At 69.3% G+C, this 15165-nt stretch carries 16 protein-coding genes; 10 read left to right on the top strand and 6 right to left on the bottom strand.

Annotation, left to right across the window (positions count from 1 at the left end; translation table 11 throughout):
• Positions 1-33: 33 nt before the first annotated feature.
• Positions 34-531, top strand: a complete 498-nt coding sequence (locus tag NO876_RS09145) for a type IV pilin domain-containing protein (RefSeq protein WP_256421375.1) — start codon at positions 34-36, stop codon at positions 529-531.
• Between the two features lie 40 nt (positions 532-571).
• Here the strand turns inward: NO876_RS09145 and NO876_RS09140 are convergent, their stop codons facing one another.
• Positions 572-1378, bottom strand: a complete 807-nt coding sequence (locus NO876_RS09140; protein ID WP_256421374.1) for a shikimate dehydrogenase — start codon at positions 1376-1378, stop codon at positions 572-574.
• 159 nt (positions 1379-1537) lie between these two features.
• Between NO876_RS09140 and NO876_RS09135 the strand changes: the two genes are divergently transcribed.
• From NO876_RS09135 to NO876_RS09115, 5 genes are all read left to right on the top strand, one after another.
• Positions 1538-2860 carry a sodium:calcium antiporter gene (locus tag NO876_RS09135; protein ID WP_256421373.1) on the top strand — a complete coding sequence of 441 codons (1323 nt, stop codon included), beginning with the start codon at positions 1538-1540 and terminating at the stop codon, positions 2858-2860.
• 119 nt (positions 2861-2979) lie between these two features.
• Positions 2980-4389 (top strand): D-aminoacyl-tRNA deacylase, encoded by a 1410-nt coding sequence (locus NO876_RS09130; protein WP_256421372.1) that lies wholly within the window; start codon positions 2980-2982, stop codon positions 4387-4389.
• Positions 4390-4526: 137 nt separating this feature from the next.
• Entirely contained in the window at positions 4527-5693 is a 1167-nt protein-coding gene (ftsZ, locus tag NO876_RS09125; protein WP_256421371.1) for a cell division protein FtsZ, read from the top strand.
• Positions 5694-5863: 170 nt separating this feature from the next.
• Positions 5864-6037: a protein translocase SEC61 complex subunit gamma gene (locus tag NO876_RS09120; protein ID WP_103992772.1), complete on the top strand. Its 174-nt coding sequence runs from the start codon at positions 5864-5866 to the stop codon at positions 6035-6037.
• A gap of 1 nt (position 6038) precedes the next feature.
• Entirely contained in the window at positions 6039-6491 is a 453-nt protein-coding gene (locus NO876_RS09115) for a transcription elongation factor Spt5 (RefSeq protein ID WP_103992773.1), read from the top strand.
• 185 nt (positions 6492-6676) lie between these two features.
• Here NO876_RS09115 and NO876_RS09110 read toward each other — a convergent pair whose 3' ends face one another.
• Positions 6677-6979 (bottom strand): DUF7565 family protein, encoded by a 303-nt coding sequence (locus NO876_RS09110; protein ID WP_256421370.1) that lies wholly within the window; start codon positions 6977-6979, stop codon positions 6677-6679.
• A 173-nt stretch (positions 6980-7152) separates the two neighbouring features.
• On the opposite strand from NO876_RS09110, the gene NO876_RS09105 reads away from it, so the two are divergent.
• Positions 7153-7911, top strand: a complete 759-nt coding sequence (locus tag NO876_RS09105) for a PHP-associated domain-containing protein (protein ID WP_256421501.1) — start codon at positions 7153-7155, stop codon at positions 7909-7911.
• Positions 7912-7957: 46 nt separating this feature from the next.
• Here the strand turns inward: NO876_RS09105 and NO876_RS09100 are convergent, their stop codons facing one another.
• Together NO876_RS09100 and NO876_RS09095 are read right to left on the bottom strand one after the other, a co-directional pair.
• Entirely contained in the window at positions 7958-8524 is a 567-nt protein-coding gene (locus tag NO876_RS09100; RefSeq protein ID WP_256421369.1) for a metal-dependent hydrolase, read from the bottom strand.
• A gap of 94 nt (positions 8525-8618) precedes the next feature.
• The gene (locus tag NO876_RS09095) at positions 8619-9131 is read right to left on the bottom strand and encodes a CinA family protein (protein ID WP_256421368.1); all 513 of its coding nucleotides are present in this window, start codon (positions 9129-9131) and stop codon (positions 8619-8621) included.
• A gap of 146 nt (positions 9132-9277) precedes the next feature.
• On the opposite strand from NO876_RS09095, the gene NO876_RS09090 reads away from it, so the two are divergent.
• Positions 9278-10399 (top strand): pyridoxal phosphate-dependent aminotransferase, encoded by a 1122-nt coding sequence (locus NO876_RS09090; protein WP_256421367.1) that lies wholly within the window; start codon positions 9278-9280, stop codon positions 10397-10399.
• 39 nt (positions 10400-10438) lie between these two features.
• Here NO876_RS09090 and NO876_RS09085 read toward each other — a convergent pair whose 3' ends face one another.
• Positions 10439-10996 carry an HD domain-containing protein gene (locus NO876_RS09085; protein ID WP_256421366.1) on the bottom strand — a complete coding sequence of 186 codons (558 nt, stop codon included), beginning with the start codon at positions 10994-10996 and terminating at the stop codon, positions 10439-10441.
• Between the two features lie 82 nt (positions 10997-11078).
• On the opposite strand from NO876_RS09085, the gene NO876_RS09080 reads away from it, so the two are divergent.
• Positions 11079-12332 carry an ArsA family ATPase gene (locus tag NO876_RS09080; RefSeq protein WP_256421365.1) on the top strand — a complete coding sequence of 418 codons (1254 nt, stop codon included), beginning with the start codon at positions 11079-11081 and terminating at the stop codon, positions 12330-12332.
• A 34-nt stretch (positions 12333-12366) separates the two neighbouring features.
• Here NO876_RS09080 and NO876_RS09075 read toward each other — a convergent pair whose 3' ends face one another.
• Entirely contained in the window at positions 12367-13254 is an 888-nt protein-coding gene (locus tag NO876_RS09075; RefSeq protein WP_256421364.1) for an SDR family oxidoreductase, read from the bottom strand.
• A 161-nt stretch (positions 13255-13415) separates the two neighbouring features.
• Here NO876_RS09075 and malQ point away from each other — a divergent pair, with 161 nt between their 5' ends.
• On the top strand, positions 13416-14939 hold the full coding sequence (gene malQ, locus NO876_RS09070) for a 4-alpha-glucanotransferase (protein WP_256421363.1): 1524 nt from the start codon (positions 13416-13418) through the stop codon (positions 14937-14939).
• Positions 14940-15165 lie beyond the last annotated feature (226 nt).

Genomic DNA, 15165 nt, shown 5'->3' with positions numbered 1-15165 from the left:
CACTTACTCCCCCCGGACCCACAAACGCTCCCAATGGGTCCCCGCCTCCACCTCCGCTCGTCTCGGCGCGGCGTCTCGCCCGTCGTCGGCGTGGCGCTGATGCTCGCGATCGTCGTCGCTCTCGTCGCCGTCTTCGGCGGCCTGCTGCTCGGGATCGAACTGCCCGGCGAGCCGTCGCCGCAGTACCGCCACCAGACGGAACACGTCGCCGACGGAGCCGGCAACACCGATTCGCGTCCGTACGTGAACATCACGCTCACCGGCGGACAGATCGAACCCGGAGAGGACTTCTACGTCGTCGACAGCGACGGGAACTCGGTCCGGTGGGACGAGGTCTGGACGACATCGGGTCCCCTCACCGCCGGCGACTACGCCCACATCGACGGGTTCGGCAGCGATGGAGCTCTCAACCCGGCCTGCGAGGGCGAGACCTACCGGATGGTCCACCGGCCCGAGGACGGGCAGAGCTCGATCCTGATCGAGGTCGAGATCGACCGGCCGGCCGTCGGTCCGGCGGCGGACAAATGTTGATGCATCTCCGAGAACGACGGCTGACCGCCCGCCCCCGATCTCAGTCGAGTTCCGCTCGCAGCGCCTCGTTCATCGCCTCGACGGGGGCGTCGCGTCCGGTCCACAGCTCGAACGCCTCGACGCCCTGAAACAGCAGCATCCACGCGCCGTCGACCGTCGTCGCGCCGGCCGACGCCGCGTCCCGCAGGAGCCGCGTCTCCATCGGCGTGTAGACGGCGTCGAGGACGGCCAGGTCGCCGTGGAGGTGTTCTGCCGGAACCGGCGTCTCGTCGACGTCCGGTTCCATCCCGACGCTCGTCGCGTTGACGAGCAGATCGGCCTCGGCGACGCGATCGAGCGTGTCGAGACCGCCGGCGGTCGCGCCGGGGACGTCGGCGGCGAGCGACTCCGCACGGTCGACCGTGCGGTTGGCGATGTGGACCGACGCGCCGGCGTCCGCGAGGGCGAACGCGGCCGCGCGGCCCGCTCCGCCGGCACCGACGAGGACGGCGTCGCGGCCGTCGATCGCGACGTCCTGGTGGGTGAACGCTCGCTCGACGCCCGCGACGTCGGTGTTGTGCCCGCTCGGCTCCTCGCCGGAGAAGTCGATCGTGTTCACGGCACCGACCCGCCGGGCGACGTCGTCCGGTTCGACCGCGTCGAGGACGTCTCGCTTGAACGGGATCGTGACGTTCAGTCCCGCGATACCGAGCGTTTCGGCGGCGTCGACCGCGTCGGCCGCGGCGTCGCGATCGGGCTCGAAGGTGACGTAGCGCGCGTCGATGCCGAGCGCCCCGTAGGCGGCCTCGTGCATCGGCGGCGACAGCGAGTGTTCGACCGGGTTCCCGAGGAGTCCGTAGACCTGCATACTCAGTCGTCTCCCCGCGACCGAATTAAATGGTGGTTCGGCGGCCAGTCTCACGGGGTCACTCGTGGGGCCGTTTCGCGCGTCGCTGTGACCGCAGAGCCGTTCCGCGCGTCGTCGTGAACCGCAAGAGATAGGCGGGTCACCGAGCCACATCGGGTAATGACTTCTCGCTTGCGCCACCCGCTCACCGCCGCGGGGGGAGCGCTCCTCGTGACCCTCCCGTGGGTCGTCTCGTGGGCGACGGGGCTGTCCGAGGGGTTCGCGCCGCTGACGGTCGTGAGTGTCGCCGGACTCGCCGTCCTCGGTGCGTCGTTCCTCCTCGCGTGGGGGGCGGAAACGGCGGAGAAGGACGTCCCGCGGGCGTTCGCCATCGCCGTGCTCGCCGTGCTCGCGGTCGCGCCCGAGTACGCCGTCGACGCGCTCTACGCGTGGCAGGCGGCGACCGACCCGTCGAAGGCGAACCTCGCGGTCGCGAACATGACCGGCGCGAACCGCATCCTCATCGGCTTGGGCTGGTCGGGAATCGCGCTGTTCTCGATCTACAAGGCGACGTCCGGATCGCGGGCGGACACGAGCGTCGTGAACCGCGAAGGGGCCCTCCGCGACGCGGTCAAACTCGATCCGAGCATCTCGACGGAGATCCTCTTTCTCTTCCTCGCGACGGTCTTCGCCTTCTTCGTCCCGCTCAACGGCGGCATCGACGCCATCGACACCATCGTTCTCGTGGGGCTGTACGTCACCTACATCGCGATCATCATCCGCGGCGACGTCGAGGACCACGACGAGCAGATCGGCGTCCCCGCGTACTTCCAGGCGAGACCGCGGGGCGTCCGCGTCCCCATCGTCCTCGCGCTGTTCGCCTACTCGGGGTTCCTGATCTTCACCGCGGTCGAGCCGTTCGCTCACGGCCTGGAGTCGCTCGGGCTTCGGTTCGGCATCCCCGAGTTCTTCATGATCCAGTGGATCGCGCCGCTGGCCTCCGAGAGCCCCGAACTCATCGTGACGGCCTACCTGGTGAACAAGGCGCGCTCGACCGCCGCGTTCAACGCGCTCATCTCCTCGAAGCTGAACCAGTGGACGCTCCTCATCGGGACGCTCTCCGTCGTCTACAGCATCTCGCTCGGCTCCTACGGCGTGCTGCCGTTCGACTTCAAGCAGGCCGCCGAGATCTGGCTCACCGCCGCCCAGAGCTTCTTCGCGATTGCCATCCTCGTGAACTTCCGGATCAGCGTCCGCGAGGCGGTGACGCTTCTCGTCCTCTTCCTCTCGCAGGTGATAGCCGAGTTCGCGTTCATCAGGCTGTATCCGGAGGCGCTCGCCGAACAGTACTCGATCTACCTGCTGCTCGCTTACACGGCCGTGTACATCGTGCTCGGGACCGGTCTCCTCGTCAGCCGCCGCGGCGACCTCCGCCACCTCTGGACGGTCACCGTCGCCAACATCCGCGGAACGCCGCTGCCGGAGCCCGAGAGAGCGGATTGAAGGTCGATTGAACGCCGATTGAACGCCGGTTCGACTCGGTCGCATCGCTCGCGTGACGCCGACGCAGAGACCCGCTGCGCTCCGAGACTCTTTATACGAAGAAGAGCCCACTGCCGGTCGTGATCGGACTGGTCGTCAGCCGCGCGGACTCGGCATCGGTCGCCATCGGCGAGGCGCTGCGGTCGCTCGCGGAGTGGGAGTCCCGCGAGGACCCTGCGAGCGACGCCGACGGCGGCGGGAGGTACTACCGCCACGACGACTTCGAACTCCGCGAGTTCGACGAGTGGCACCTCGAACTCGACGGCGTCGCCGAGGCGTTTTCGGAATCTCCCGAATTCGTCGCCTTCCTCTCCCGGCACGCCGGCGAAACCGGGCCGCTCCTGACGGCGCACTTCACGGGTAACTTCGGGCCGGCCGAGTACGGCGGGAGTCCGGGCGAACTCGCGCGCGCCTGTCCGAACGTCCAGCGCGCCGTCGTCGAGGCGTTCGACCGCCACGCCCCCGACGGCTACGAGGTCGGCATCGAGTGCACGCACCACGGCCCGAGCGACGTGGGCGCGCCCTCCCTGTTCGTCGAACTCGGCAGCAGCGAGTCCGAGTGGGAGGACCCGGAGGGCGCGCGGGCGGTCGCGCGCGCCGTGCTGGAACTCTCGGGCGTCGCCGCCGACGCGTCCGAGTCGGTCTCCGGCGTCGCCGACGGCGCACCCGCCGCCGGGTCGACCGGACGACGTCGACAGATCGTCGGGTTCGGCGGCGGTCACTACGCGCCGCAGTTCGAGCGGATCGTCCGCGAGACGGACTGGGCCGTCGGCCACGTCGGGGCCGACTGGGTGCTGAATTCGATGGGGGACCCGTCGGCGAACGCGGACGTCCTCGACCGCGCGTTCGAGCAGTCGGCCGCCGAGCGGGCCCTCGTCGTCGGTGACGACCCCGAACTGGAAGCCGTCGTCGAGGACCTCGGCTACCGCGTCGTGGGAGAGACGTACCTCCGCGAGACCTCCGGCGTCCCCCTCGACCTCGTCGCGTCGCTGGAAGGGGCGCTCTCGCGGGTCGACGGCGGTCTCCGGTTCGGGACGGACGCGGAGACCGTCGAAGCGGCCGACGCCGCAGATGGTCTGGGGGCGCCCTACGAGGTCGTCTCCCTCCCGGACGACCTCCTCGCGGAGGCGTCGGGGATCGATCGGGACGCGACGTTCGAGGCCGTCGAGACCCACGCGCTCGCGTTCGAGACTGTCGAGGGGGGAACGAAGCCGCGGGGACGGGTCGCCATAGTCGACGTCGACGCCCTGGACGCGCTCGTCGACGCCGTCGCCGCGGTCCTCGAGGCGAAGTACGACGACGTCACGCGGACCGACGGCGAGGTGGTCGCGACGCGGGATACCTTCGATCCGGCCGCCGCCGCCGCGGCGGGCGTCCCCGAGGGCCCGGCGTTCGGCCGGTTGGCCTCGGGCGAGTCGGTGGAGGTCGACGGCAGCGAGGTGACGCCCGAAGACGTCACCGCCGAGGAGACAGTTCGGTTCCCCGTGTGAAGGCGGGCGTCTCCGAACGGACCGTCGAGTTCGGCCGATCGGACCGAATCCCCGCCGCAGCCGCGCTCAGCGTCAGACGCGCGTCGGACGAAAGGGGGAAAGATAATGAGGCTGTATTCGGTACGAACGGTCATACTATGGACTCCATCGTCGACGATGCGATTGACGAGGCCGAGGAGACGGGGGATGGGAACACCGTCGACGGAACCGCGGGCGGGGAGATGCCCCGCACCGGAACGATGACCGACGAGGAACTGGAGGAAGTCCTCGTCGACTTACAGACCGACATCACCGTCGTCGGCTGCGGCGGTGCCGGCGGCAACACGGTGAACAGAATGTACGAGGAGGGAATCGAGGGCGCGACGCTCGTCGCCGCCAACACCGACGTCCAGCACCTCGTCGAGATCGAGGCCGACACGAAGATCCTGATGGGCGAACAGAAGACGCAGGGCCGCGGCGCGGGGTCCCTCCCGCAGGTCGGCGAGGAGGCGGCGCTGGAGTCCCAAGAGGAGATCTACGACTCGATCGACGGCTCGGACATGGTGTTCGTCACGGCCGGGCTCGGCGGCGGTACCGGCACCGGCTCCGCGCCGGTCGTCGCGAAGGCGGCCCGCGAGGCGGGCGCGCTCACGATCGCGATCGTCACGACGCCGTTCACCGCGGAGGGTGAAGTCCGCCGGACCAACGCCGAGGCGGGGCTGGAGCGGCTTCGCGACGTCGCCGACACCGTCATCGTCGTCCCGAACGACCGGCTGCTCGACGCGGTCGGAAAGCTCCCGGTCCGACAGGCGTTCAAGGTCTCCGACGAGGTGCTGATGCGCTCGGTGAAGGGGATCACCGAACTGATCACCAAGCCCGGTCTGGTCAACCTCGACTTCGCCGACGTGAAGACCGTGATGGAGCGCGGCGGCGTCGCGATGATCGGCCTCGGCGAGTCCGACTCCGAGTCGAAGGCGCAGGACTCCGTCAAGAGCGCGCTCCGCTCGCCGCTTCTCGACGTCGACATCTCCGGCGCGAACTCCGCGCTGGTGAACGTCACCGGCGGGTCGGACATGAGCATCGAGGAGGCCGAGGGCGTCGTCGAAGAGATTTACGACCGGATCGACCCCGACGCACGAATCATCTGGGGGACCTCCGTCGACGAGGAGATCGACGGCACGATGCGGACGATGATCGTCGTCACGGGCGTCGAATCGCCGCAGATCTACGGCCGCAGCGACGACGACGAGGCCCAGCCGCAGCCCCAGCCGGAGCCGCAGGCGCCGCCCCAGGGACAGGGCACCGAGATCGACTACGTCGAGTAACGTACCGCGCGGCTGGGTTTCGACCACCCGTCGCCGCGCCTGCTTTTTGATCACCCGTCGCCGCGCCGATCGCACCCGGAGAGCCTCGGCTGTGAACCTCGTCGCCAGTGCCGAACGTCGGGGGCGGTATCAATAGATAGAAAAAGCCCGACGAACTATCCACACCCAAGATGGACGTCAAGTACGACCTGACAAGCTACGTGCGGGTGCTGAAGCTGGCCAGCACGCCCTCGTGGGAGGAGTTCTCACAGATCGGTCTCATAGCCGGTGCCGGCATCGTTCTCGTCGGGTTCCTCGGCTTTCTCATCTACGCGGTGATGAGCTTCCTCCCGGGAGGTGTCTGACGTGCCGATATTCTCGGTGAAGACGACAGCCAGCCAGGAACGGACCGTCGCCGACATGATCGCGAACCGCGAGGAGCCGGAGATCCACGCGGTGTTAGCCCCGGACTCGCTCACGAGCTACGTGATGGTGGAGTCGGACAACGACGCCGTGATCACGCGCGTCCTCGAGGAGATCCCGCACGCGCGCGGTCTCGTCAAGAGCGGCGGAGAGGCCGGCCGCTCGTCGATGGCGGAGGTCGAGCACTTCCTCTCGCCGACGCCCGACGTCGAGGGCATCGCCGAGGGCGACATCGTCGAACTGATCGCCGGGCCGTTCAAGGGCGAGAAGGCCCGCGTCCAGCGGATCGACGAGACGAAGGACCAGGTCACGGTCGAACTGTACGAGGCGACCGTCCCGATTCCGGTCACCGTTCGCGGCGATCAGATCCGCGTCCTCGACAGCGACGAGCGCTGACGGGCGGCCGAAGCGCGCCGCCACTGGACGGCGCCGCTTTTTCGCCGGTGTTGGATCCGCGTTACTGTCCGCGAGCGCGCTCGCTTTTCGTCGGGTGCGAGCACCGACGGGTCGTGGCGGGCTCGACGGCAAGGAAAGGAGGGAAGCGGGCGGCGAGGTCGAACTGACGGCCACGCGGGCGGCGACTACAGCGCGTCGCGTCGTTTGAGCTCCTCGACGATCGCCCGGAGGTCGGCCTCGTCCTCGATGGCGGCCTTGATGTCCTCACGGACGCGGACGGCCGTCGAGTCCGCGTCGTAAGCGCGGACGTACTCCGCGCGGGAGTGTTCCTCGAAGGCGTGTCGGATCGCGAAGTAGCCGTCGGGGACGATGCTGCCGCAGACCGTGCACTCGTGGCGGTCGTGGTCGACCGTCTGGTGGATGATCGCGGACTCGACGTCCTCGAAGCGCTCCGCGCAGCCGTCGATGCCGCACTTCCACAGGGACATACCGCAAGCCACGGTCACCGGCGACAAAACCGTTCCGCAGCCGACGGAAAATAGAAATCCCTAACAGAACGTCGGTCAAACCGGCTGACGTGACCGACACGGCCGCGTCCGGACCGGGAGCAAAAGCCCAGGCCGAGTCGAGCGAAGCGGTCTCGGCTCCCACGGACGACACCGTGCCGAGCGGAACCCACGTCGACCTCCACGTGAAGGTGCTGAACGACCGGGTCGTCGATCGCGCGAAAGCCTGCGGCCTCGACGCGCTGGTGTATGCGCCGCACTTCACGCGACTACCGGAGATCCGCGCCCGCGCCGATCGGTTCTCCGACGAGGACCTGCTCGTCGTCCCCGGACGCGAGGTGTTCGCCGGGACGTGGCGGAACCGACGGCACGTCCTCGCCGTCGGGCTCTCCGAGCCGGTGCCCGACTTCATCTCGCTTCCGGGGGCGCTCGACGCCGTCGAGCGACAGGGCGCGGCCGTGCTCGTTCCCCACCCCGAGTTTCTCAACGTCAGCTTCGGCGACGGCGACGTCCGGACCCACATCGACCGGATCCACGCGGTCGAGACGCACAACCTGAAGCTCTTTCCGTACCAGAACCGGCGGGCGCGCCGCCTCGCCCGCGACGTGGACCGACCGGGCTTCGGATCCTCCTACGCGCACCTCGGGGGCAGCGTCGGGGAGGTGTGGACGGCGTTCGACCGGGAAATCGATTCGGAGGCCGACCTCGTCGCGGCCCTGCGCGAGGGTGCCTCGCGTCGGGTCCTGCGACGAAACGGGGCCCAGCACACGACCCGGAAACTCGCCGAGTTCGCGCACCTGGGATACGAGAACTCCTGGAGCAAGATCGATCGGCTGTTCCTCTCGGGGATGGAGCCGACGCATCCGGACCACGTCGCCTACCGTGGTCGGTTCGACGACGTCAAAGTGTACTGAGGAGGACCCTCAGCGCCTCATCCCGGCTGAAACGACGGGGACCCGGTCAGATGCCGACGAGCGTCCCGATCAGATTCGCCGCGTCCGGCAGCGGCGTGTTGAGCGCGACCAGGTAGTTGTGGACGAGAAACAGGACGAAAAGCTCCATCGCCGTCACGACCACGGTCACCCTCGTCGCCCAGTTACTCGACGTCGCGACGCCGGTCGGGAACCCGTACTCCGTCGAGGAGAACGGATACCAGAGGGCGATCCCGCGCTTCGAACCGACGACGTCGAGGAGGTAGTGCGTCCCGACGCCGATCCAGACGAACTGGAGGTTCCCGAAGAGATACGGGAACGCGAGGAAGATCCCGAGCACCGGGAGGTTGTGAAGCGTCTTGCGGTGCCGACCGAAGGCGGTGTCGACGTCGGGAAACAGCGCCCCCAGGATGACCGGGAGCGACAGCACCGCGATCGAGCGGGCGACCTCGCCCGCGAGCGTCGAGACGGCATCGAACGTGATCCCGCCGCTCTCCCCACCGATAATCGGACCTGCCGTCGGATCGATCGACAGGATGACCCCCAGTCCGATAGCCAGAAGCGCCCCGTTCAACACGTGCCCGTCTTTGTTCATCGAGTGAGACTGTGGGGGTCAGCCCTACAAACGTTGTGCCTGCGGACGGCGTCGCCGTCGCGGGATCTGTTCCGCGTCGGCGGCGTGGAACCCGTCACCACTCGACGGCGTCCAGCAGCGTCGACAGCGCCTCCCGGGCGATCCGCTCTTTGATCTGGGTCCGATCGCCGTCGAACTCGTGGCGCTCGATCCGGGTGTAGGACTCGCCGGATCCCCACTCGCCGCGGTACGCGAGGCCGACGTAGACGGTCCCGACCGGCTTCTCCGGCGTCCCGCCCTCGGGACCGGCGATCCCGGTGGTGGAGACGCCCCAGTCGGTGCCGGCGACGTCGCGGACGCCGGCGGCCATCTCGCGGGCGACCGGTTCCGAGACCGCGCCGTGCTCGTCGAGCGACTCGCGTGCGACGCCGAGCGCGGTCAGTTTCGCGTCGTAGGAGTAGGTGACGAGCGAGCGGTCGAAGTAGTCCGACGATCCCGGCACGTCCGTCAGGAGCGAGCCGATCAGCCCACCGGTGCAGGACTCGGCGATCGCGACGGTCGCGTCGGCGTTCCGAAGCGCGTCGCCGACGCGGACCTCGATCGGCGGGTCGGAAGCGAACTCTCGCATAGGTGCGACGAGGAGCGGGGGCGACAAAAGTGTCGCCGCTACGGTCTCGACGGCCGTCGAGACGTACGGGACCCGCCTCGGTGTCGCTCTGGACGACGGCTCCCGTCGAAAGACACACCTCCCCGGCGGCCGACGCCGCAGACGAGATGACAGACGCGGACGACGCGTACGACGAACCGCTCTTCCAGCGCGTCATCGGGTACGCCGTCGGCGCCGATCGCGACGTCGTGGACATGGTGTCGGGGCACCCGGACTGGGAACCGCCCGCGGCGCTCCGGGAGGGACTCCGCGCCTACGCGGACGGCGACCCGCCGGACTTCCAGTACCCCCCGAGCGAGGGGCTCCGCGAACTCAGAGCGGAGATCGCGGCGCGGCGTAACGTCGACGAATCGCGGGTCGTCGTCACCAACGGCGCGGGCGAGGCGAACTACCTCGCGATGGCGGGGGCGATGGAACGCGACGCCGGATCGGAGTTTCTGCTGACCGACCCCGTCTACCCGTACTACCCCGGGAAGGCGGACCTGCTCGGCGCGGACGCCACCCGCGTTCCGGTCCGCGAAGACGGGCACGTCGACGTCGAGGCGATGCGCGCGGCCGCGAGTGAAGAGACCGCGGCCCTCGTGCTCAACACGCCGAACAACCCGACCGGCGCGGTCTACGACCGCGAGTCGGTCGCGGCGCTGGCCGACGCCGCGAGCGAGGTCGACGCGCTCCTCGTCGTCGACGAAGTCTACGACCACTTCGACTTTTCCGGCCGGTTCGAGAGCGCGCTCACGCTCGACCGCGAGAACGTCGTCGTCACCACGGCGTTCTCGAAGTCGATGGGGATCACGGGCCTCCGCGTCGGCTACGCGGTCTTCCCCGAAGATCTGGTCGAGGAGGCGCTGACGCGGCATATGCTCGTCAACGTCGCGACCAGCCGTCCCGCGCAGGCGGCGGTCGCGACCGCGTTGAAAGAGACGCCGCCGACGTACTACGAGTCCGTCCGCGACACCCTCCGGGAGCGCATCAGTTCGTTCACCGACGCGCTCGACGACGCCGACGCGGCGTATACCACCCCCGAAGGAGCGTTCTACGTGCTCGCGCGTTTCGAGGACTTCCCCGGGACGATGGGAAACGTCGAGCGCCTGATCGACGAGGCGGGCGTCGCGGGAATGCCCGGCGAGGCCTTCGGCGACGCCTACGACGAGTGGGTCCGCTTCTCGCTCTGTACCGACCGCGCCGACGAGGCGGCCGATCGGCTCGCGGCGTACTTCGAGGAGCGGTGAGCCGCCGGTCCGCAGCCTCCGACCCCGTTAGAGCTACTCTCAGACCGTCCGGAGGTCGTCGGTCGCCCGCCACCGGATCGCGGCCGAGGCGGCCTCGTCGGCGCGTCTGATAATCTCGGCCTCGATGGTCGCCGGTTCGACCGCCGTCCGGTCGGTGTGCGAGAGGACGATATGTGCGAGTTCGATCGGGAGGCCCGCACGGGCGACGACGTGGACGCCGTAGTAGGGATGTCCGAGCAGGTCGTAGACGGCCGTCTCCTCCATCCCGGAGAACTCGGCGAGTTTGCTCACGTCGTGGACGAGCGCCCCCGCGACGACGGTGTCGACGTCGACGGCGAGCGTGTCGGATCGCCGCTCCCACAGCGTCTCCGCGAGCGCGACGGCGCAGGCCGTCACGTCCCGCACGTGGTCGACCAGCCCCTCGTCGTCGAGACCCAGTTCGCGCTGTGTCGGCGGCAGCCACGGCACAGCGGTGAGGTCCTCGACCCCGTTCTCGGCCGCGGCCGTCGCCCACGCGTCGACGACGCCCGCGCGCAGGCCGTCGTCCGCTATGGCATCGACCTCGGGGAACGTCGCTCGAATGTCCTCGGCGTCCATAGGGGTGCGGAGGGGGAGACGACAGTATAGCGCTCCGGTTCCGACCGAGAAGTACACAAGTCCCCGTCTCGTCGTCCCGCGTATGTCGAGTACCGACGTCGACGCCGCCGAGAACGACGGGGAGCGCGGGGGAGAGACCGACGCGGCCGCCGACGACCACGCGGTCGACGTCGAACCGGTCGAGAGCGTCGATTCCGAGGGGGAACCGATCGAGGACGTGGACGCCGCCGGGCTCCCCGAGTCCGTCGACGCCCCGGACTACGTCCTCTACGGCGGGAAGGGCGGCGTCGGCAAGACGACGATGGCGGCCGCGACAGCGCTGGCGTCGGCCGCGGCGGGGACGGCGACGCTCGTGGTCTCCACGGACCCGGCGCACTCGCTGTCGGACACCCTCGGCGTCGACGTGCCGGCGGAGCCGACGCGAATCAGGGAAGACTGGCCGCTGTACGCCGCGGAGATCGACCCCGACGCGGCGGTGGGCCCGTTCGCCGGCGGGCGAGGAGATGGATCTACGGTCACCGAGGACAGCGCAGGCGGCTTCGATCCCGGAGCCGACGTGGACGAGAACCCCTTCACGGGGGGCGACGGAGCCGGTTCCGGAGCCGGCGGCGACGCCGCAGGGGCCTCGCCGTTCGGCGACCTCGGCGGGATGGAAGACCTCCTCGGCGGCGCGATGGGGCCCGGATCGATGCCCGGTGCCGACGAGGCGGCGGCGATGCAGCAGTTGCTCGAATACCTCGACGACCCCCGGTTCGACCGCGTCGTCGTCGACACCGCTCCGACCGGGCACACGCTCAGACTGCTCGAACTGCCCGAGATGATGGACTCGATGCTCGGTCGGATCGCGAAGATGCGCCAGCAGTTCTCGGGGATGATGGAGGGCGTCAAGGGGATGTTCGGGATGGGAAGCGACGAGGCGGCGACGCCGGACCTCGACGAGCTCCGCGAGCGGATCGAGCGACTGCGGACGGTCCTGCGCGACCCGACGAAGACGGACTTCCGCGTCGTAATGATCCCCGAGGAGATGAGCGTCGTCGAGACCGAACGGCTGGTCGAACGGCTCGACGGTTACGGCATCCCCGTCCAGACGCTCGTCGTCAACCGCGTGATGGAGGACCTCGCGGACGTGACGGCGACCGAGGTCGACGACCGGTGGGTCGTCTCGCCGGACCTGGACAACTGCGAGTTCTGCCAGCGACGCTGGGGCGTTCAGCAGGACGCGATCGGCCGCGCGACCGAACTGTTCAGGGGACGGGACGTCAAGCGCGTGCCGCTCTTGGCCGAGGAGGTGCGCGGCGAGGAGGCGCTGCGCGTCGTGGCCGCGTGTCTGGAGTAGGCCTCACCCAGCCGGCACAGCCGGCAGCCGGCGATTACAGTTTTCGCAGGTACCGATACGCCGTGTCGAGCCAGCGCGAGGGGAGATGCCGCGCCAGCACGGTGACGCGCGCCGCGGTCCCCGGCTGGTAGCGCGCTCGGGGCTTCGTGGAGGAGGCGGCGTCGACGACGTCCTCGGCGACGCGCCCGGGCGAGATGGCTCCGAGCCCGCCGCCGCCGATCAGTTGCGTCTCCGAGAAGAGTTCGTAGAACGACTCGTAGGCGCCCGAGCGCTCCAGGCCGGGGATGTCGCCGCCGCCGTCGCCACCTCCCGCGTCGGAGCCCCGCTCCGCGCTTCCGTCGTTCCCGTGGACTTCGCGCTCGACGCGGTCGGAGAAGTTCGTCTCGACCGGGCCGGGTTCGATCACGACGACGTCGACGCCGTACTCGTCGACCTCGTTTCTGAGCGCGTCGCTCATCGCCTCGATCGCGAACTTCGATCCGGCGTAGACGCCGCCGCCGGGGAACGACACCCGGCCGGCGGCGCTGGAGAGGTTCACGATGGTGCCGTCCTCCTGCTCGCGCATATGCGGCAGGACGGCGCGGATCAGCCGGTGCGGCCCGTAGACGTTCACGTCGAACTGCCGGTGGACCTGCTCGGTCGGCACGTCTTCGAGCGGCCCCATCTGGCCGAACCCGGCGTTGTTGACGAGACAGGAGAGGTGACCCTCCTCGTCGATGACGCGGTCGACGACCCTGTCGACGTCGTCCTGATCGGTGACGTCGAGCGTCGCGATGCGGCAGCCCTTCTCGCCGAGCGTCTCGATGTCCGCGGGGTTTCGGGCCGTCGCGTAGACGCTCCAGTCCTCCTCGAGGAAGGCGAGCGCTGTGGCGCGGCCGATGCCGGACGAACAGCCGGTGATGAGGACCGTCTTCGGATGCACGGATATGGGATGGACCCGCGCGGTGTTAACTGTGGGCGATTCGCCGCAGTGGACGCCGTTGGACGGTTCGTCGCAGTGGGCGCGGAATCGCACCGACAACGCGAAGATGTCTCCCACCCCGCGGACCACACGCTTAACTTCCGTCCGCGGGTGTTTCGAGTATGCGATTCGACCGACGGTCAGGCGTCTTCCTCCACCTCACGTCGCTTCCCGGACCGCACGGGATCGGCGACCTCGGCGACGGCGCGCGGGCGTTCGTCGACTGGCTCGACGCGGCCGAGCAGTCCTACTGGCAGTTCTGCCCCCTGGGGCCGACGGCCCCGGTCCACGGCGACTCGCCGTATCAGGCGTACTCGGCGTTCGCCGGCAACCCGCTCCTCGTGAGCCTCGATCGGCTCGTCGAGAGGGGCTCCCTCCGGGAGGACGACCTCGAACCGGTTCCGGACTTCTCGGAGCACGCGGTCGACTACGACCGCGTCCGCGAGTACAAGACCGACCGGCTCCGCACGGCGGCGGAGCGGTTCCGATCGGCGAGCGAGGGCGACGCCGAGAGTGCTCCGGGCGTCGATCTCGACGCGGACCGCGAGGCCTTCGAGGCGTTCCGCGAGCGCGAGTCGGCGTGGCTCGACGACTACGCGCTGTTTATGGCGTTGCGGACGCGGTACGACGGCGCGTGGACGTCGTGGCCGGAGGCGATCCGGGGCCGCGACCCCGACGCGCTCTCGACGCACCGCGAGGAGTTGGCGTCGGAGGTGCACTACCGCGAGTTCGTCCAGTTCGTCTTCGACCGACAGTGGCGCGGGCTCCGCGAGTACGCGCACCAGCGCGGGGTCGACCTCGTCGGCGACCTGCCGATCTACGTCGCCCTCGACAGCGCCGACGTCTGGGCGAGTCCCGAGGCGTTCGATCTGACGGACGACCGCGAACCCGCCGCCGTCGCCGGCGTCCCGCCGAATCCCCAAGACGACGGCCAGCGGTGGGGCAACCCGGTGTACGACTGGGAGACGCTTCGCGAGGATGACTACGGCTGGTGGCTCGCCCGCCTCGACCGGCTGTTCGACCTCGTCGACGTCACCCGGATCGACCACTTCAAGGGGTTCGACGAGTTCTGGGCGATCCCCGCGGACTCCGACTCGCCCGCAGACGGAGAGTGGCGGGACGCGCCGGGCGCGGATTTCTTCGAGACCGTCGGAGAGCGGCTCGGGGACCTCCCGTTCGTCGTCGAGGACCTGGGCTTCCTCGACCAGTCGCTCGTCGACCTCCGCGAGCGGTTCGGCTTCCCCTCGATGCGAGTGCCCCACTACGCCGACTGGTGCCAGGAGGGCGATATGTACCAGCCGATGCACTACCCCGAGAACAGCGTCGCGTACTCGTCGACCCACGACACGAACACGCTGGTCGGGTACTACGAGTCCCTGCCGGAAAGACAGCGAAGCTGTCTGGAGTACAACATCGGCGCGGACGGCTCGGGGATCAACTGGTCGATGATCGAGGCGGTCTGGCGCGCCGATTCCGTGCTCTCGTTCGCGACGATGCAGGACGTCCTCGGGCTCGACGAGCACGCCCGGTTCAACCGCCCCGGGACGACGTCGGGCAACTGGTCGTGGCGGTGTACGAGCGAGGCGTTCTCCGAGGGGTTGGCCGACCGGCTCGCCGGGCTGACTGACGAGCACGTCAGGAACTGACGGCCGACAGTATAAGTCACTCCGAGCAGAAAGGCCGGTAACGCGTCGGACCACGTAGCTATGGGGGAGCCGAATTCCGAGCCGAAGACGGGGGGGACATCGGGAGACGGAGCGGCGGCCGCGTCGGCCGACGAGACGGCCGCCGAGTCGTCCGATGAGACAGCCGCCGAGTCGACCGATGGGACGGCGACCGCCGACGGCGGCGTCGCCGCCGACGCGGCGAACA

The sequence above is a fragment of the Halobellus rarus genome (genome assembly GCF_024494595.1).
Lineage (GTDB): Archaea > Halobacteriota > Halobacteria > Halobacteriales > Haloferacaceae > Haloquadratum > Haloquadratum rarum.
The sequence above is the reverse complement of the archived record's forward strand: the minus strand, read 5'-3'. Positions and strand labels throughout refer to the sequence as shown.

Coding starts and splice junctions, on each gene's coding strand:
- NO876_RS09145 (WP_256421375.1), top strand. CDS start 34: ATGGGTCCCCGCCTCCACCTCCGCTCGTCTCGGCGCGGCGTCTCGCCC.
- NO876_RS09140 (WP_256421374.1), bottom strand. CDS start 1,378: ATGCAGGTCTACGGACTCCTCGGGAACCCGGTCGAACACTCGCTGTCG.
- NO876_RS09135 (WP_256421373.1), top strand. CDS start 1,538: ATGACTTCTCGCTTGCGCCACCCGCTCACCGCCGCGGGGGGAGCGCTC.
- ftsZ (WP_256421371.1), top strand. CDS start 4,527: ATGGACTCCATCGTCGACGATGCGATTGACGAGGCCGAGGAGACGGGG.
- NO876_RS09120 (WP_103992772.1), top strand. CDS start 5,864: ATGGACGTCAAGTACGACCTGACAAGCTACGTGCGGGTGCTGAAGCTG.
- NO876_RS09110 (WP_256421370.1), bottom strand. CDS start 6,979: ATGTCCCTGTGGAAGTGCGGCATCGACGGCTGCGCGGAGCGCTTCGAG.
- NO876_RS09100 (WP_256421369.1), bottom strand. CDS start 8,524: ATGAACAAAGACGGGCACGTGTTGAACGGGGCGCTTCTGGCTATCGGA.
- NO876_RS09095 (WP_256421368.1), bottom strand. CDS start 9,131: ATGCGAGAGTTCGCTTCCGACCCGCCGATCGAGGTCCGCGTCGGCGAC.
- NO876_RS09090 (WP_256421367.1), top strand. CDS start 9,278: ATGACAGACGCGGACGACGCGTACGACGAACCGCTCTTCCAGCGCGTC.
- NO876_RS09085 (WP_256421366.1), bottom strand. CDS start 10,996: ATGGACGCCGAGGACATTCGAGCGACGTTCCCCGAGGTCGATGCCATA.
- NO876_RS09080 (WP_256421365.1), top strand. CDS start 11,079: ATGTCGAGTACCGACGTCGACGCCGCCGAGAACGACGGGGAGCGCGGG.
- malQ (WP_256421363.1), top strand. CDS start 13,416: ATGCGATTCGACCGACGGTCAGGCGTCTTCCTCCACCTCACGTCGCTT.